The sequence below is a fragment of the Neobacillus sp. K501 genome (genome assembly GCF_053749995.1).
Genome location: NZ_JBSLYA010000004.1, coordinates 389,258 through 407,023, shown reverse-complemented (window position 1 = coordinate 407,023; position 17,766 = coordinate 389,258). Strand labels below are relative to the sequence as shown.

Sequence of the window (17,766 nt, the reverse complement as noted above, 5' to 3'; positions counted from 1 at the left end):
ATGAATCTCCCTTTACTGAATAGATTTCTATTTGTCGTACCGACCGAAATTCGCTAAATAGTCGGTAGGGTAAGCAATCCATTGTTTGTTGTTATACGTGGATAATCCATCGTTTGTTCCTGGCTTCCGAACCATTGTACCTCCGTTTGGTAAAATTGGTTTCGGCCCATTATAGAGTGGATCACCAACGGTATCAATGACATTCCCATTTTGTTTTAAAACGTAAGCGTTGGTGATACGTCCGAATATTCCTATAAACAATTCGTCATTGTTGTAATACGTATTGTTAGTTATATCGAAATAATCATAGAATGCTGCACCGATCAGGATATACAGAGAATTATTAGGATTTGGAATAATAGTTGCAGTCGAAATTATTTTCTTATTGGTTGCTGGATCCCATTGATGTAAATCCACCGTTAATCCGGCTGCCATTGAATATGGTGCATAAAGTTCAAGCCCAGATCTAGTTGGATCGCTTCCCTGCAAAAACTCAGAAATAAACGGCGTTGGTGCATCGATACTTGCTTTTATTTCCAGTGGCCCAGACGTAACACCTAAGCCTTTGACCGTCGCGGTTGGCTTGGCCGTAACCGTAAAGTCAGGAATGTCTATATCGAAATCTGTTTTATCATAGTCTAGTAATAAAGTCACCGATTCTTCGTTGTTCCTTATAACCATTACAATAGTTGATTGAGCAGGAGCATTATTTAGAATAAAATCATCAGGTGAAACGGTCTCTTTAAATTTATCATTCGATAGATTCAAATCTACCATAAATCCCCCTTCGACCTTTATTGCCTTTTCTGTCATTTCTGCAGGCCAATTCGGTATTAACGTCATCTCAGGAGCTAAGACAGCTACTTTCTTATCAGCCTTGCTCACAAAGACTTGGTTATTTTGCTCACCGCTAACAGCTACCGGTGTAACTTCGAAGAATAAATAATATCCTTCATCTGTGTCTTTAATGAGATAGGATGAAGTAGTGGCATCTTGAATCATCTGTTTGTCGCTACCATCTGCTTTTGTTCCTAAATACCATTGATAGGTTGATGTACCTTCTAGGTCATTCTCAACATCTTCATAATGATATTTACCTTCAACGGTTTTGCCTGGTGCAAGTTCTCCTTCGATTTTCACATCAGAAATAACGGGAGCGTCATTCACTGCCGAAATTATAACTTCCACGGTAATAATCTCGGAATCTAGCTTTCCATCATTCACTTTATACTTAAACGAGTCTGTGCCATTTACATTCGCATTTGGCTGATACGTGTAAGCCCCAGTTGTTGGATTGATCGTTACATTGCCTTTTTTACCATCTTCAACCAGACTGAAGGTTAATGTATCTTCGTCCACATCACTAGCTGAAAGGTTGCCACTCGCAGCAACATCTTCCGTTACATCTAAGCTAGCCGGCCTCGCAACTGGCTGGTCATTGACCGCATTCACTTGAATGTTTACCGTTTGAACCAGTGAGTTTACTTTTCCATCATTGACTTTATAAGTAAAATAGGTCTGAACCATTGAAGTTAGCGGTTGGTACATACGTAAAGCTGCCATTTGAATTCAAGGTTAAGGAACCATGGGCAGGGCCACTTACTAAGGAGGCACTAAGTTCATCACCATCGACGTCCACGTCATTTGCAAGGATTCCCGCATTCGCAGCCACAACCAGCTGTTGATCCTCATCTGTTGAAAAACTGTCTGCAGTCGCGACTGGTGCATCATTTACGGCTGTAATCGTTATTTCCACGCTAATAATCTCGGAATCTACCTTGCCATCGTTCACTTTAAATTTGAAGGAGTCTTTGCCAATTTCATTTGCCTTTGGCTGATACGTATAAGCCCCAGTTGTTGGATTAATCGTTACATTGCCCTTTTTTCCATCTTCGACAAGACTAAAGGTAAACGTATCTCCATCCACATCACTAGCAGTAAGAGTACCATTCGTTGCCTTATCTTCGGTTACATTTACACTAGAGGCATCTGCAACCGGCTGATCATTGATAGATTGAACCTGAATGTTTACCGTTTGTACAGCTGAGTCCACTTTTCCATCATTCACTTTATAAGTAAATTGATCAGTACCGTTGAAATTAGCATCAGGTACATACGTAAAGGTGCCATCTGGATTCAAGGTTAAGGAACCATGGGCAGGGCCGCTCACTTTGACTGTGCTAAGTTCATCACCATCGACGTCCACGTCATTCACTAGGATTCTCGTATTCGCAGCGACAACCAGCTGTTGATCTTCATCTGTAGAATAACTGTCTGCAGTCGCGATTGGTGCATCATTCACTGCTGAGATCGCCACTTCAACCGTTACAATCTCGGAATCTTCCGTGCCATCATTCACTTTAAACTTGAAGGAATCTTGGCCATTTTCATTTGCCCTTGGTTGATACGTGTAAGCACCAGTTGTTGGATTCAGAGTGACATTGCCTTTTTTACCATCTTCAACCAGACTGAAGGTTAACGTATCTCCGTCCACATCATTAGCGATAAGAGTACCTTCAGCATCTTCGTCTTCTGTTACATCTAAGCTTGTAGCATTTGCTAATGGTTGATCGTTGACTGCTTGAACATGTATCTTCACGGTTTGTTCTTCAGAATCTGCTTTACCATCATTCACTTTATAGGTAAATTGGTCGGTTCCATTGAAATTATTCTCTGGAACATATGTAAAGGTTCCATCAGGATTTAAGGTTAATAAACCATGAGTAGTGCTACTCACTTTGGTTGTTTTCAATTGATCGCCATCAATATCCATGTCATTTGCTAGAATACTAGTTTCTGCATCCGCATCTAACGTATTGTCCTCGTCAATTGAGTATGTATCTTCCTTGACTAACGGCAAATCATTCACTTCGCGCATTTGGATAAAATAATCTTGGTTGGTTGCGGTAGTTGGCTTTTTCCCGACATAATTCGTCATTAGCGCACTAGCATCCGCATTTGTTACTTTTCCATCACCGTTCACATCCAACAGCTTCAATTGTTCGGGACTCAATGTTAATTTTCCACTGGTAACCTGATAGATTTGAAGGACATCTGCAGGATTCACGATTCCATCCCCATTGATATCGCCTTTTTGACTAATGGTTAAATGAAATTGATCAGTAATGGTTTTTCCATTTTGGTCCTTGGCTGTCACTTTAATAATAGAACTGCCGAACCCCTTTACGTCGATATTTATAGCCACTCCATGTACCGAAACGGAAACGATGTTGCTTGTAGAAATGGATTCTAATTGAATCGATCCTTCTTTTATGTAAGTGCTAAAACGCTTGCTAAAGTCGATATTTATTGTATCTCCACTCATGGAAACCTGAGATTTCATCCACTCTAAATCTTCACTAATTACGATTTTCTGATTATCAAGTTCAGCTGCTTTTACGAGATTTGAACTCGCAATTGCTGATGATGTAATTGCGACAGCGCTAAAAACGGATAAGAATCCCTTTTTACTCACCGAAAAAAGGTGATTATTTGCGTCTTTCAAGGAAAGTCCTCCTTCAATATAAGTAATAATGCTTAGATAATATATCACAAATAACATAAACAATGTCGAAATAGTAATAAAAAATACCTATGAAATTATAAATACTCACTAGTAGTAAAGTAACACGAAAGTTATTGCTGAAAAATGGTAGTTTCAACTTATAAAAAGAAGGGTACTTCAAGTCTAAGGAGTGGATGACATGGAGAAAAAAATTGCAGTTTTACTTACGAATGAGTTTGAGGATTCCGAATATGTCACACTTGTACAGGCTTTTAAGGAAGATGGGCATGAGATCACGTTAATTGAGATGGAAAAGGGAATAACGGTCAAAGGAAAGCAGGGGAAAATTGAAGTGGTCATTGATGAAAGTATCGATGATGTCTCTTCGGAGGCGTTCGATGCCCTCTTCATTCCAGGCGGATTTTCACCGGATATTCTTCGGGCAGATGAGCGTTTCGTCCGTTTCACCAAAGCCTTTATGGAAGCGGAAAAACCTGTATTTGCTATATGTCACGGACCCCAACTGCTGATTACCGCGAAAACGCTGGAAGGACGAGATGTTACCGGCTATAAATCGATTCATGTTGATTTAGAAAATGCTGGTGCTCATTTATATGACAAAGAAGTGGTGGTTTGCCAGAATCAGCTGGTGACAAGCCGACAGCCGGAGGACTTGCCGGCTTTTGTAGAAGCGTCGTTGCGATTATTAGGGTAATGAAAAGGCAGAAGGGAGTCCTTCTGCCTTTTTAAAGCTCGGTGGGGGAATTAAAATTATTTTTATAAAATATCCCTAAATGCCTTAGCATGGGCGTCCTTCGTTTCATCCCTAATTCTGCACGGTTTAGTCATTCTGTCGCGATTTCTCCCACTTGATACTCCATCGTTTTGGCAAAGTGTGATTGATGCTCCCACAAAACCTTGTGTAAAAATGTAGCTGATAAATAAGCGGAAGAATTCCGTTTAATTTATAATTTTGATAAAAAAAGGGATCAATAGACGGAGAGATTCCGCCTATTGATCGCAAAAACATGAAAATGAGGGTTTATGCCAAGCGTAGTCGGAAATTCTCCCCTTAATTACTCCAAAATGAGCTCCATCCTACATTTAACGGGAAAGTCTCCGCTTATTATGTTTGTTATTGAAAAACACGACCAAATCTATCATTCATTTTGTGATAAAAAAATTGTAGTTTATTACCAAAAATTGTAGAAATTACTAATATGCGATTGTATAATAAAAATGTTATTATTTGGATTTTTACTATGTTAATAGGGGGAAATTGAATGGAATGGTTTTTGAAGGGGTTAAAGAATTATGCAACATTTGAAGGAAGGGCTCGCCGTAAGGAGTATTGGATGTATACCTTGTTTTATGTGATTTTTGGCGTGGCACTTATGGTGATCGAACAGCTAACGGGGATTCTTTTTCTTTATGCCGTGTATTCGTTGGCTTTGCTATTACCGTCATTGGCCATCTCGGTTAGAAGATTACATGATACGGGCAGAAGTGGCTGGTGGGTTTGGATCGGCCTCATTCCGATAATTGGCAGCATAATCTTACTTGTCTTCTTATGTCAGGATAGCAAAGAAAATCAAAATAAATTTGGCGAAAATCCAAAAGCCATTTCAGCTTGATCAAATTTATCAATTGCAAGAGAAGTGTTTATTGGGCGCTTCTCTTTTTTTGTGCCGTCAATCAGACAAGTTTTACAGGAATTTTGTCTATCCTTGTCGAAATTTTTAAACTATCAATATTTCTAAAGACTATTCAATGATTTTACAAATCCAGTAAAATAGACACGAATACGATCCTAGCAGTCAAGGAGTAGATGACATGTACCCGCCAATGGAAGATTTGCTAAATTTGCTTAACAGTCCCAGTCTGGCTGATCGAAAAAAAGCCATTGATGCCCTGCAAGGTTGGAATGAACAGCTTGTCATGGAGGATGCAATTGCTTTACTAGAAGAGGCTGGGAAGATTTGGCCACTGAGTAACGAAGAATGGGATGATCCCTCACTGGCCTTAGTGAGGGCTGCTTGTGTTTTTATACACGAAGACATGGTTGGGGCATTAGAGAAAAATATGTTCCGCTTTTCATATAACGCTATCAACTTTGCATTAAGTGTATTGGTGATCCTTGGCACAGAAGAAGCCAAGCAATTATACAAGAATACTTTTCGCGAGCTTTACTTTCAGGCACCGATGATTCCCTTAAACAAAGAGCTCTATGTTATTTTTGAACAAAAAGAAAGAACCTTAACGGCGATGGAAGTATTAATCGAAAACGAGCTTTTCCTTCATCCATGGTATGATGCCTATTATCATTACCTTGCTGCCGTCGCGGTCGAGAAAAAATACATCACGAGTACGGAGGTCCCACTCAACCAGGAATTTATACGGGACCAACTCCAACAATTTATGGATCAATACTTAGAATATCATCCAGAATACACGCGAGCTTTTGTGTATGAGGCTTGGAAAAGTCCGTATTACGACTTACGGTTTTTCTTAAAGATTTATCTTAGTCTGTATAATAGTTTTTCTTCAGAGGAAGAACTCTTGAATTTGCAGACCATCTTGAAATGGAAGGATCCTGAGATCAAGCTGTATTACATTGAGCTTTTGTGGAAACGAAACATCCATCATGATGATTCCATTCAAACGGTTCAAGACATTCTGATTTCGAATGACGGAACTCATCAAGCGTATCATCTGCTTGAAACCTATAAACCAGAATTATTACCGAAGGACCCTTCTTTTCAAAGTTATTTTGTCAAGGAGGAGGCAGAAAATCTGTTTTATAATAGCAGCGGGATTGAGAAATTTCCAACGGAAGTGGAAATTATGGGGAGTTTTCAAGAAAAAGATGTGATATACGAAGGTGATTTGACTTACTATGTCCTTCGCTTCAGATCAACGGATCCTTCTTTTGCCCAGAAAGGCTGGATGCGGATGCTGATAGGTGCTTATTATACTCTCAATCTACCAAGGCCTTGGCATCCACACGAACTGGACGATGGAAATACCGATTTTCTCCCGTGGAACAGCAAATCCTATGAAGAACATGTGGTGGATTTCCGTGCTCATCTTGCGGAGAAACATGGCACAGGTGAAAAGGAGGAGGTTTTTTATCAATCAAGACCCTCTTACAAGCGTGTGAACAATACGATCGCGCTTCTCGCCTTTATTGGGTTTTTCGCCCTGATTTGGGTTAATGACTGGTTTCTATTTGGCCTGCTTATACCGCCAATTTGGCTCTTACTCAAGTATCTGCATGACAAAAGGCTTGAGAAGAATGTTTTGGTTCAAATTCGCGGCTATTCTCTCGATTATTTTTGTTTCAATGAAGGTACCTACATACCACTGAACGAAATTTCTAAAATTCATTATGAAAAAAGAAAGATTGCCAAACGCGAAAGATTCTTATCTCTCCCTATCAAAACCGGACATTATATTATATACGACCACGGGGGCCAGGAAATTTACATCATTCCTGATAAATATTTAATTGAAGAATATTTTATTCCGATCTTAAAATCTCGAATGAATCATCTATCCCAACCGGCTGTGATAACTTGGGAGGAAAAGGAAGGAGCCTGAATATAATATCAGGGCCTTTCACTCCCAAGTGAGAGCTTTCCATCTAAACCAACCCTTTTCGGAACCAGAATACAAATTTTTTTACTATATATAAGATAATAAAATTACTAATGAATCCACTATAGATATTCCAATTCTTCCAATCGGAAAGAGAACTATATTTTTCAAGTAAATAGGCATAAGTGGTTAAACCAATAGTAAAAATCAAATAATGCATGATGATTCTTAGGTTCCCTTTATTTGTGGGATAAAGCAAAATAAATAAAACTCCAAATGTAGGATAGGTAAGATAATATAAAGAAAAACTCATTTTTGTGGCATAGTCAAATTCTCTATATGGAAACTCTATAAAACCAAATAGCAATTGAAGATATTGATAGATCCATGCAATACTTTGTCCAAATATAAATGTGATGTGTGCCGTTCTTTTTCGATCGATTGGTACAAACTTTATCAATAAAATGATGGATAGGAGTGCTGAGAAGAATAGGATAAAAATTTCTTTGTTCATCGGTCATCAACCTTTATCAAACGTTTTCTAAACCAAAGATAGTAGTTATGATTGATATATAAGGAAAGAATGACGCTTATTAATGTCCAATACCACTTCCACTCGTCATATTCCACCAGTGTTGTAAACTTTTCAAGGAGTACCTCAAAACACGTAAAAAAACCAGCAAAACACACGTAATATAAAAGCGTTTTCAATCTACTTAACTTATTTGGATAATATAAACTAAAAAAAATTGCAACGATCGGAAATAAGAAAAACTCAAAAGAGAAACTTGTCCTGTTATAGCTATTTGCAACTGGAAGTAATTGAGTTGGATAATCAATCCATCCCTTTTCAACAGCAAATAAACCTGCAGGCCAAGTAATCACTTGAAGAAACAAGAATAAAACCCATGCGTCCCTTGATTTATTCTTTGGAACTAATTTTATTAACGCAAAAATACATAACAAAGAAAAGCCTATTAAAAACCCTCTTTCAAAATTCATTTGAAGAAACACCCTTAAAGTTATTTGTATTTTTTACCATCTCCTTTTTTCAAATACATATACATTTGTAAATCTGTAGATCATAGGGATGGTCTGCCGGTTCCTGAATTTATTCAGGGAATATCTTTGGGTGATAAAAATCTGGAAGAAAAATGGATGAAGAAGCTTTTGAACGGATAAAAAATTGCTCCAAAAACCTGGTGAACCGTCCCTTTGGTTTTCACCTTTGGTTTTCAAAAAGCCCACTGTAAGAAGCAGGCATGCACGAGTTTTGTCAAAAAAAAATCCGGCAAGTTGCCGGATCAAAGAAAAAGATATTTAAAAGGGGGTTATGAAAAAGTATGTTTTCCATGCTCTTATCTTACCCTCTAATGATGAATAAACTATGAATAAACGATTAAGAATGTATAAATATCTTGGCTATTTTTTTCTTCTTCTTAGGATTTTTTTGAAACATAACTTTGATTAATCCCAAGACACCACCGGACGAAACAAGATATCATCCAGCGGTGGTGCAAAGTCTTATTATGCTAACAATCTCCTAGTATGCTCTTCTTTTTAGAGCAATTAAATACATTAATACACCAATTAACAGCACAAGGGTTCCAGCCATAATCCAGTTATATTGATTGGTTGATGTATCTGGAAGTATACTGTTCTTCTTTTGAGCAACTTTCACTTCTCCATTGTCATTATGGTTTGGTGTCGTCGTTACCACTTGCTTGGCTTTCACCTTTACGAAACGTATTATTTCCGCTTTATTACCAGCAAGATCGGAGAAGATGTGTCCCATTTTCCCTAAAAACAATGTTACACCCTGAAAGAATAGCTAGCAAAACAATAAAAACACTGAATAAACTCATAAACTTCTTTCTTTGTTTCCCCTTCACGCACAAACTCCTCCAAAAAATTTAAGATTAATATTTACCAAATTGATGTTAAATTGCTAAATCTATCAAATAATACCTTTCATTAGTTTATACAAGGTTACGAATATTGTATATAAACACTATGACAATATTACTAATTCTTTTTAACTACAATATTTGGTGTGGAAGTTGGCGACGATATGGAGAAGAGTGTATCGCTAATCATAGAATGTTTATATTGCTGGTATTTATGGCAAACCAAAGACATATTGATTATTTTAGGACACTTTTCCTGAGATAGATAAGTAGGTTCAATCTAGTGCTTTAGATATAGAAATTTGTCGAAAGTTCGTGTTTTTTAGCACAAACAGTAATATAATTGAAAAGCGGCATTAGTGAGGGCTCCAGTGGTTGAAAGTAAGGGAGAAAACCTACCAAATACAGCTAATGATACGTATAACCGGTTCCTGTTCGGGACTGCCGTTCTCGTATTCGGTGTTGTCATGTTTATACGACGAAGACGTCGAGCCTAGTAATGATAGGAAAAAAATAAAAAACTGCTTCCCAAGAAATTGGGGAGCAGTTTTTTTGAATTAAATAGTAGATTATGGGGGGACGCAATAGTCAATGGATGTCATTTTGTGCATAGTCAGAAACATTGTGTACAGTTCTAAGTAAATAAGAAGATTAAAAGACTTATTATATAGCATTAATAAAATATAAACATTTTCTACTAGATTCCCAGTTATCTTCTAAGAACTTTAATACAAATGCCAGATTGATAAAATTAGAATTATAATGTGGATCGTCTAATACTGCATGAAAATGATTAATCTTTTTCCTTGGGGGATTTCGTTTTATTATTTCCCTGTCGTATCTAAAAAAATAGGTTTCTTTGTTTTTATCATAGTCCCAAACTCCATAATGGTAACTATATTCAAAACTGTAGAGTTCTTTTGTATCGACATCGTATAAAAGTATTTCTTTAACTTGCAAATAACTATAGTCTTCTAGAATAAGCCCATTAGGCTTGTCTTTCTTTTGTTTAGGATGTGGTTGGCTTATTAGGACTGGAATAAATTCTCTGTTGGAATTTGATTGTTCATCATAAACCTGTATACTTTTCTGTTTATTATATTGAAGAATGGGGTATGCCTGATCGTATTGTTCCATAGAGAGGGGGGAGCTGCTTATTTGCATACATAAACCTCTATAGTAAAGGTCAGGATGAATCTTTCCAATGAGTTGTAATTCTTCTAATACTACATCCTCTGCCTTAATAAAAAAGTCAATTTTTTTCATTCATGATCTCCTGTATTAAGTGAAAACATATACCACATTTGTAATTCAACGTTTCCTTCGTTCCCTTTGGCTTCAAACCACTGTTTGAATTTGCTAGTCTTCATTTGATATTTATTTTCACAGTATTCAATGAACTCTTCAAAATTAACTTCACTGATATCCTCAGCACCTATGGAGTCATATACTTCTTGGACATGTTTTTCTCTAGCTTTATTCTTATCCATTCGAATTTCAACCCCAAACTCCATGTATTCAGGATTAGGTTGGTCAAGTTGAGTGGAATGTATACCTTCAAACTCGTAGTATTCCTCTGTAAGGAATGACGTATCAACGGCTTGATATATAGCAAAAGTTATTGGAAGAAGACCATCCTCCACGTCTGTACTTAATCTATATTCAATGGGAGGATTGTATATGCTTTGCCGCTCAAACATCTCAATAATTTCGTGAGAACCTAAGTCAAACATTTAATTTTCCTCCAGACCGATAATTTTACTTACTTTTGGAATAACTTTTTCCATTAATAAATGCATTATAAACTGCATATCTTCACCAATATTAATAGGAATATCATTATTGTTTTTTATATTGATAGATAAATTCAATCGTTGATTTTTGTTCATTGCGGAAACATAGAAATAATAGTGATCTAGTTGAATCTTAAAACCTAACATTTCCGTTTTTACGTCCTCATGTAGATCCGAACGAAAGAGCATATTAAATCCATCTTTATAATGAATAGGTTTAAATGAGAATCTAACACTACTTAACTCAGGAGAAAAATCATTAAATAGAGGGTTTGCGGTAAAGTTTTTTATTAAATCAAAGCTATCCAAATCTTTAATATCAAAGTCTATGTTGCCGCTTCCCTTAAGAATGACCTTAATTGATTTTTCCGAGTTCTCCAACAATGTAATTAACTGGTCTGAATAGAATTTTTGTACTTCAAACAAGGATTTAAGGTTATCTATTAGTATATTTCTACTACCCTCTAAATTTTGTAATTTGAATGTAGTAACTATTCTTGTAATCTCCATATCGTATCATCCTTTTAGGTCATTATTACTTACAATTTACCATAAAAACCAATTATTAGCGATAAGGAGAAGCTCTTTAAAAGGTTGTGCAGAGTTACTGGATGATCTTTTCTCGGAATCAAAGACTACAAGCCGAAGTTTATTACTACAAATGGTGTAAATTGTACTAACCAGTAAGGAAAATAATACACATAACAAATTTCATGATAGAAAGGAAAAACCCGCTGCTAGATTGAAGCAACGGGTCGAGCATCATTATTTGTGTAGAATAAGTCCCAATCTAAGAGTTATATGTACGAAATCTATATTAAATCACTGTACCTTTTTTTCCTTTTTGCGGGATTTGGTACAGCGCCTTTTTTTCGGTTCGACGAAGTATGATGATACTGGGTTTTGTGCATTTTCGACGGTTATTTTCCGTAGCTGTTCTGCCGATTTCCATTTATGATTAAAGGCATAAAGTTTCGAATCAACGATCAGGGAGAGCCCATTTCGGAACTCCACATGGGTCTTCCGTTTTAGGCTGAGGGTCCTTAGAATTTGATTCGGGTTAAACCAAATCGTATCAACATGTTTATAGGATTTATCAGGAAAGACACAAATACTATGAATGTGATTGATCATTACCGGGCACATCACATTGTTACCAATGATTAACTTGGAGGAGTCCAGCGCTCCCTTCAAGTCAAATCCGATACAGCGAATACTATCATCTAAAATCTCTAGGGGAGACCGCTCGACGATGAATACGCGGTTAAATTCCATTACTAGGGTACACTTTTTTCCACGTCGATCATTAAAGCCAAACATGTACGTCAAATCTTGATTAATAAAGTAGTTCTTCTCGATTGTCAAATATACCACTCCTGAATCAAATAATTTTAGCACGGCCTATCAGTCTAGTTGAAAGCTTTTGGCGGTTTTTTACACGGGACTCACCTCCTTAAAAGGCATTCAGAGTTGTGTTTTATAGCGCTTACATTAAATACATTACTTTGAATAGGTATGATTGTTCAATGGTGAGCAAGAGAGAATATGGCAAAGCATTTGTCAGACGATGAAGTAATCGATGATGTTTGTCCATATGTTGAAGGTCTTAGATGAGGGAAGATAAAACTATTTTGAAATATCTTTATCAAAATAATAACATAAATAATAACAAAATTGTTATTAAAAGGAATCTAATATCGTAACTTTTTGTGTCAGACCTTCATTGTTTATGTCGAACGATTGTATGTTTTCTTTGGAGGCTACTCCCTTTAAAACCATTAAATAAGAAGGGGGAGAATGATACCACGCAGTTTACTTCCCATTTTGCTATAAAATGAAAATATTTTCTATTTTCCCCTGTCTATGTCATTCCCTATTCGAAAAAGTGATCCTGCAGCCATGACCGGATAAGAAACAGGACTCCACCATAGTGGGTCCTGTTTTAACCTTTCGTGGAAAACGACTTTTTTCTGCATTTTCCAACAATCCTAGACATGCATAAAGAACTATCTATACTGTTAATTAGACCTAAGTCGAACTTTAACGGAATATTGCAAAAATAAAGGCCGTCTCTTTAGGAGATAACCCTATCCTTTGTGCTTTTCTTGCCGCATCTTATACAAACACTGGTGTAATAGTTATATTTATGGTAGCCGCGTATAAGACAAATAAGAGCTTTCAGTTTCATTTGTCTCACCTCCAAGGTTAGGTCTATTTTACCATAATTTAACTTGTAAATAATATAAATATTGTTAAAAAATTCAAAATAACTATTTTGTTAGAAATGAGTCAGTAAACAATGTGTCAAAGAAACCATGGGAAGGTTCTCCTGGCTTTCCTCTACGATTACTGGAAGTGAGGAAAATCAGGGCACCTCTTTCAATACAGAATCAAAAACCAAAACCTTCGTCCCTGCGGTTTTCAACCTGTTCCCTTAGCTTCCGCAATGCCCCAACACGCCACTGCTTCACAGCGGATACTGACACTTTCTCTCTCTTTGCAATCTCACTGATTGGAATACAGTCCCTGCAGCTGGCGATCACCCATTTTCCCTCTTTATCTGTTAGACCTTCGCAATAGATTCCGAGCGTTTCCATCTCTAGCAAACTCGCTGGGTTCTCATCTTCAATCAATGACCAGAACTCTTCCTTTTGATAGACGCTCCGTTCCTCATGTTTATGCGATTGTTTGATGGTATCGAGCATTTTGCCCTTGATCGTTGTATAGGCATAATTGGTGAATTTCCCCTTGCTAGGATCGAAGCTCAAGCTTGCCTCCCAAAGCCCAATTAACCCAGTTTGATAGAACTCCTCGTGATTTTTATAAATGTGCAGCGTGTGGATAATCTTATAAATCATTGGTGTGTATTGGTCTACTAACTCCTCAAAATGTTCCACTTGCAGTCCCTTTTGGACAGCGCGCTTCCGGTTTATTCCTAGGTAGCTCAACCATAACGCGATTCGTAATTTTCATATAATCTGCGAAAATTTATTTTCAAGTAGAATTTGAGCTTAAAAAGTTAGATTTGCGATCGAATTGGAACAAAAAAATCAATTTTCAACCATTGTCAGAAAAATAGTAGGAAATTCAAATTTAAAGAAATTTTTTAGCTTGTTTCCCTGTGGTGGTGAAAATTGAGGGTGGTCACAAGAGGGGTTCATGTGACCAAAACTAGGGAGGAAAAGGTGAAAAGTGGTCACAAGAGGGGTTCATGTGACCAAAACGATGAAGGAAAAGTAGAAAAGTGGTCACGAGAGTGGTTCATGTGACCAAAACTACGAAGGGAAAATAGAAAAGTGGTCACGAGAGTGGTTCATGTGACCAAAACAATGTAGAAAAAATAGAGAAGTGGTTCACAAGAAAAGGTCCACTGACCACCAATAAGGAAGATTGGGGTGTTAATCACATGCTTGATTTACCTCAATGGCTAGCCCAAGAACATTATCAAAGGTTACGGAAATATAACTGAATTTTTAAAAGTGTTTGACAAATCAAAATACAGGGATTATTATTCTAAATAAGACATCATATGATGTTATATTATCTAGGAGGTATCATAATGAAAACAGAACACGTGAATCAAATTGCGGCTGCCGTTAATGCGGTGAAGGCAACGGATGTAAAAAACATTTATTTCGTGGCATGTGGGGGATCGATGGCCTCTCTTGGAACGGGGGATTATTTTTTAAACCGAGAAATTTCTATTCCTAGCCGGGTCTATACATCGAATGAATTTCTCCATGTGAATCCAAAGGGTCTTGGCAAAGGCAGTGTGGTCATTCTTCGTTCGCATTCCGGAACGACTCCAGAAACCGTGGCTGCAGCTAAATTTGCAAGAGAAAATGGAGCGGTAACGATTGCGATTTCAATGGAGGTAGAATCACCACTTTGTAAGGAAGCCGAGTATACGGTTCATTACAATTACAAAGATGGCTCAGATGTGATTGATGGAGAAGTCGGTGTTTTTTACAGTTTGATCTTCGGTATTCTGAATGTCCTTGCACCAAATGAAAAATATGATCGTGTGTTAAGCCAGTTGAATAATTTGGAAGCGCTTTTTGAAGCTAATAAGAAAGCGACCTATGACAGAGCCTTCGAATTCGGTAGTGAGAATAAGCGCGAGAAGCTTATTTATACAATGGGAAGCGGTGCTTATTACCATCAAGCCTATTCCTTTACAAGCTGTCTCTTAATGGAAATGTTATGGATTCATTCCAATGCGATTCATACTGGTGAATTCTTCCATGGTCCATTTGAGGTCACCGATTTCGATGTTCCGTTCCTAATTATTAAAGGAGAAGGAGCAACCCGTCCATTAGATGAAAGAGCGATTACCTTTGCTCAGAAATTTAGTAAGAAGGTAGAAGTCGTCGATGTGGCGGAGCTTGATTATACTGGAATTGATGAGGATTTGAAGGAATACTTTGGTCCGGCAGTAGCAGGTGTGGTGTTAAGACAATACGCTGATGGCTTAGCGGAACATACAGGTCATCCATTATCTGTAAGACGTTATATGTGGAAAATGGAATATTAATTTTTCACTGCTAGATTCGTAGACTAATAGATTTCAGCTTTTATAAAAAACAAACGGTTTTTGAAGTGGACATAGTTCAGTTGAAAGTGAATCTATTCTGCGTGGTTTCGTCCTCTAAATTGAACTCACTCCATTTATTTTCAGGTAAAATTAGAAGGATAAAAAAAGGAGTGAAATACGTGAAAAGATTAATCGCGATCGTGATGACGATTCTATTATTGGCATTAACTGCCTGTTCTTCTTCAGGTGGCAGTGAGAAAAGCAGTTCATCAAATGGAGATGTCGTTGAAATCAATTTCTTCCATCGCTGGCCGAATGAACCACGGAAATCCTTTTATGATCAAAAGATTAAAGAATTTATGGATGCTCATCCAAATGTCAAAATCAATGTCGATTCGGTTTTGAACGATTCTTACAAAGAGAAGATCAGGGTATTGGTTTCCAATGACGATCTTCCTGATATTTTCTCATCATGGTCTGACTCCTTTGCGTTAAATCTTGTATCCTCCGACCGAATTATGCCCCTAGATGATCTATTAGCAGAAGATAAAGAGTGGTCAGAGAAATTTATTGAATCTCAGTTTTCTGGCTTTACCTTTGATGATGTAACATATGGTGTTCCGTTTACGGTAGACGGAAAAGCTTTCTTCTATAATAAAGAAATTTTCAAAAAACATAATATTGAAATTCCAAAAACCTATAAAGAATTTATTGCCGTTCTCGATAAGCTTAAGGATGAGGGCTATGAGACGCCATTAGTAGAAGGGTTAACGAATGGCTGGGCGATTTCCCATTACTTAGGGACGATTTTCCAACGTGTAGTAGATCCTGCGGTAACTGCGAAGGACTATAATGAAAAAACAGGTGAGTTCACGGATGCTGGTTATATTAAAGGCTTAGAAGTCTTTAAAGAGTTAACGAAATACATGGGCGAAGTCTCCACTGCGATTGACCATGAAGCAGCAAGAAATATGTTTGCTAGCGGTGAAGCTCCGATTGTGTACATGCAATTTGCCGAAGTTAAGATGGTAGAAGATCAGAAAAAAGTTGAATTTGGATTCTTCGATTTCCCTGAAATTGAGGGCGGAAAAGGTGATGCAGGAGCACTAACTGGTGCGCCAGAAGGCTGGATGCTAAGCAAGAATGCCCCGAAAGAAGCGGTTGAGTTCTTGAAGTTCCTTACTTCCGAAGAAACGGCTTATGACTTCACCAAAACAGATGGTCAATTGAATGCTGTCAAGGGTGCAGTTGATGAAGAAAATACTTCACCTGCCCGTTTGGAAGCGTACCAAATTGTAACCGAAGCATCGGCGACCACTCCTTGGTTTGATAATGCTGTGAATATCACGATTGCCGATATTTTCATGAGAGGCGGACAGTCATTAGCCAATGGCCAGATGACGCCGAAAGAAGTCATGGAGGAAGTTCAAGCAGAAGCTAAACGTTTGAGTAAATAGGATGTGACTCCTTCCCTAAGATTCTAGCAATTAGGCCAGGGTCTTAGGGAATGGATATAATCAGTTTAATGGATGAGGGGCGGGGTCAATGCGTAGAAAGAAAGTTAAGATGATGCCTATTTTGTTTTTGCTGCCGAGTGTCGTGTTTCTGCTCGTGTTTGTCTATTTACCACTAATACAAAACTTTTACAATAGCTTCTTTGACTTCTCTGTTTTTTCAAACGAGAAAGTGTTTGTCGGCCTGGAGAATTTTAAGGTGCTTTTAACGGACAAGGTTGTTAGCGTTTCCCTTTTAAATAACGTGAAATACGCCGTTGTTTCCGTCATTTTACAAGTGGGTTTTGCTTTAATTTTAGCTTATATTTTAGAAGATAAAGTATTTAGTAGAGTGGCCCCATTCTTTCGAGTGGTTTATTTCATACCGGTTATGATTTCCATTTCCGTTATTGCATTACTATTTGGTTTTATTTACAACCCACAGATGGGTATTCTCAATAGTTTTTTAGAATTAGTGGGTCTAGAGAGCTTGGCGAAGATTTGGCTGGGCAATTCGACTACAGCCATTTATGCGGTGATCGCAATGTCGCAATGGCAAAGTATAGGATTTATTACGATGTTATTCATCGTTGCAATTCAGAAAATTCCAAAAGACCTCTATGAGGCTGCTGATATAGATGGTGCGGGGAAAATTAGAAAATTCTTTAGTATCACAGTACCGCAAGTAAGAGAGGCTATTTTTGTTAATACATTAGTGACCATTACCGGATCGATGCTGGTCTTCAACGAACCCTATATTCTGACAAATGGAGGACCAGGTTTCAGCTCCATGACGATGTCGGTACATATGTATCAGACGGGGTTTGTGAAGGATAATATGGGCTATGCGTCGACATTGGCAATGATTATCTTTCTGATAACGGCCGTGTTGGCCTTGGTTCAAATTCGACTGTCGCGTACGGGAAAGGATGATTAG

The 17,766-nt window shown here is 37.6% G+C and carries 17 protein-coding genes; 7 read left to right on the top strand and 10 right to left on the bottom strand.

Features of this window, described 5'->3' with window-relative positions; translation table 11 throughout:
* Window positions 1-27: 27 nt before the first annotated feature.
* A complete protein-coding gene (locus ACWM35_RS12605; protein WP_454818895.1) occupies window positions 28-1,548 on the bottom strand; it encodes an Ig-like domain-containing protein in 1,521 nt (506 codons plus the stop codon).
* Window positions 1,502-3,505 (bottom strand): tandem-95 repeat protein, encoded by a 2,004-nt coding sequence (locus ACWM35_RS12600; RefSeq protein ID WP_454818893.1) that lies wholly within the window; start codon window positions 3,503-3,505, stop codon window positions 1,502-1,504. The genes ACWM35_RS12605 and ACWM35_RS12600 overlap by 47 nt, the downstream gene beginning before the upstream one ends.
* 199 nt (window positions 3,506-3,704) lie before the next feature.
* Here ACWM35_RS12600 and ACWM35_RS12595 point away from each other — a divergent pair, with 199 nt between their 5' ends.
* The 3 genes from ACWM35_RS12595 (at window position 3,705) to ACWM35_RS12585 (ending at window position 7,105) form a co-directional block, all read left to right on the top strand.
* Window positions 3,705-4,220 carry a type 1 glutamine amidotransferase domain-containing protein gene (locus ACWM35_RS12595; protein WP_454818891.1) on the top strand — a complete coding sequence of 172 codons (516 nt, stop codon included), beginning with the start codon at window positions 3,705-3,707 and terminating at the stop codon, window positions 4,218-4,220.
* A gap of 568 nt (window positions 4,221-4,788) precedes the next feature.
* Window positions 4,789-5,139 carry a DUF805 domain-containing protein gene (locus tag ACWM35_RS12590; protein ID WP_454818889.1) on the top strand — a complete coding sequence of 117 codons (351 nt, stop codon included), beginning with the start codon at window positions 4,789-4,791 and terminating at the stop codon, window positions 5,137-5,139.
* Between the two features lie 199 nt (window positions 5,140-5,338).
* Complete coding sequence (locus ACWM35_RS12585) at window positions 5,339-7,105, top strand: hypothetical protein (protein ID WP_454818887.1); 1,767 nt, start codon at window positions 5,339-5,341, stop codon at window positions 7,103-7,105.
* A gap of 43 nt (window positions 7,106-7,148) precedes the next feature.
* On the opposite strand, the gene ACWM35_RS12580 is transcribed toward ACWM35_RS12585, so the two are convergent.
* From ACWM35_RS12580 to ACWM35_RS12570, 3 genes are all read right to left on the bottom strand, one after another.
* The gene (locus ACWM35_RS12580; RefSeq protein WP_454818885.1) at window positions 7,149-7,616 is read right to left on the bottom strand and encodes a CBO0543 family protein; all 468 of its coding nucleotides are present in this window, start codon (window positions 7,614-7,616) and stop codon (window positions 7,149-7,151) included.
* Window positions 7,613-8,104 (bottom strand): CBO0543 family protein, encoded by a 492-nt coding sequence (locus tag ACWM35_RS12575; RefSeq protein WP_454818883.1) that lies wholly within the window; start codon window positions 8,102-8,104, stop codon window positions 7,613-7,615. The genes ACWM35_RS12580 and ACWM35_RS12575 overlap by 4 nt, the downstream gene beginning before the upstream one ends.
* Window positions 8,105-8,645: 541 nt before the next feature.
* Entirely contained in the window at window positions 8,646-8,912 is a 267-nt protein-coding gene (locus ACWM35_RS12570; protein WP_454818881.1) for an LPXTG cell wall anchor domain-containing protein, read from the bottom strand.
* A gap of 456 nt (window positions 8,913-9,368) precedes the next feature.
* Between ACWM35_RS12570 and ACWM35_RS12565 the strand changes: the two genes are divergently transcribed.
* A complete protein-coding gene (locus ACWM35_RS12565; RefSeq protein ID WP_454818879.1) occupies window positions 9,369-9,506 on the top strand; it encodes an LPXTG cell wall anchor domain-containing protein in 138 nt (45 codons plus the stop codon).
* A gap of 166 nt (window positions 9,507-9,672) precedes the next feature.
* Here ACWM35_RS12565 and ACWM35_RS12560 read toward each other — a convergent pair whose 3' ends face one another.
* From ACWM35_RS12560 to ACWM35_RS12540, 5 genes are all read right to left on the bottom strand, one after another.
* Window positions 9,673-10,275, bottom strand: a complete 603-nt coding sequence (locus ACWM35_RS12560) for a hypothetical protein (protein ID WP_454818877.1) — start codon at window positions 10,273-10,275, stop codon at window positions 9,673-9,675.
* Entirely contained in the window at window positions 10,272-10,742 is a 471-nt protein-coding gene (locus tag ACWM35_RS12555; RefSeq protein WP_454818875.1) for a hypothetical protein, read from the bottom strand. The genes ACWM35_RS12560 and ACWM35_RS12555 overlap by 4 nt, the downstream gene beginning before the upstream one ends.
* On the bottom strand, window positions 10,743-11,312 hold the full coding sequence (locus tag ACWM35_RS12550; RefSeq protein WP_454818873.1) for a hypothetical protein: 570 nt from the start codon (window positions 11,310-11,312) through the stop codon (window positions 10,743-10,745).
* A gap of 312 nt (window positions 11,313-11,624) precedes the next feature.
* A complete protein-coding gene (locus tag ACWM35_RS12545; RefSeq protein ID WP_454818871.1) occupies window positions 11,625-12,167 on the bottom strand; it encodes a competence protein ComK in 543 nt (180 codons plus the stop codon).
* A gap of 1,025 nt (window positions 12,168-13,192) precedes the next feature.
* Window positions 13,193-13,699, bottom strand: coding sequence for a sigma-70 family RNA polymerase sigma factor (locus tag ACWM35_RS12540; RefSeq protein ID WP_454818869.1), 507 nt, complete (start codon window positions 13,697-13,699; stop codon window positions 13,193-13,195).
* A 662-nt stretch (window positions 13,700-14,361) separates the two neighbouring features.
* Here ACWM35_RS12540 and ACWM35_RS12535 point away from each other — a divergent pair.
* The 3 genes from ACWM35_RS12535 to ACWM35_RS12525 all read left to right on the top strand — a co-directional run bounded on the left by ACWM35_RS12535 (window position 14,362) and on the right by ACWM35_RS12525 (window position 17,766).
* The gene (locus tag ACWM35_RS12535) at window positions 14,362-15,336 is read left to right on the top strand and encodes an SIS domain-containing protein (protein WP_454818867.1); all 975 of its coding nucleotides are present in this window, start codon (window positions 14,362-14,364) and stop codon (window positions 15,334-15,336) included.
* A gap of 179 nt (window positions 15,337-15,515) precedes the next feature.
* Entirely contained in the window at window positions 15,516-16,793 is a 1,278-nt protein-coding gene (locus tag ACWM35_RS12530; RefSeq protein WP_454818865.1) for an ABC transporter substrate-binding protein, read from the top strand.
* Between the two features lie 88 nt (window positions 16,794-16,881).
* A complete protein-coding gene (locus ACWM35_RS12525; protein WP_454818863.1) occupies window positions 16,882-17,766 on the top strand; it encodes a carbohydrate ABC transporter permease in 885 nt (294 codons plus the stop codon).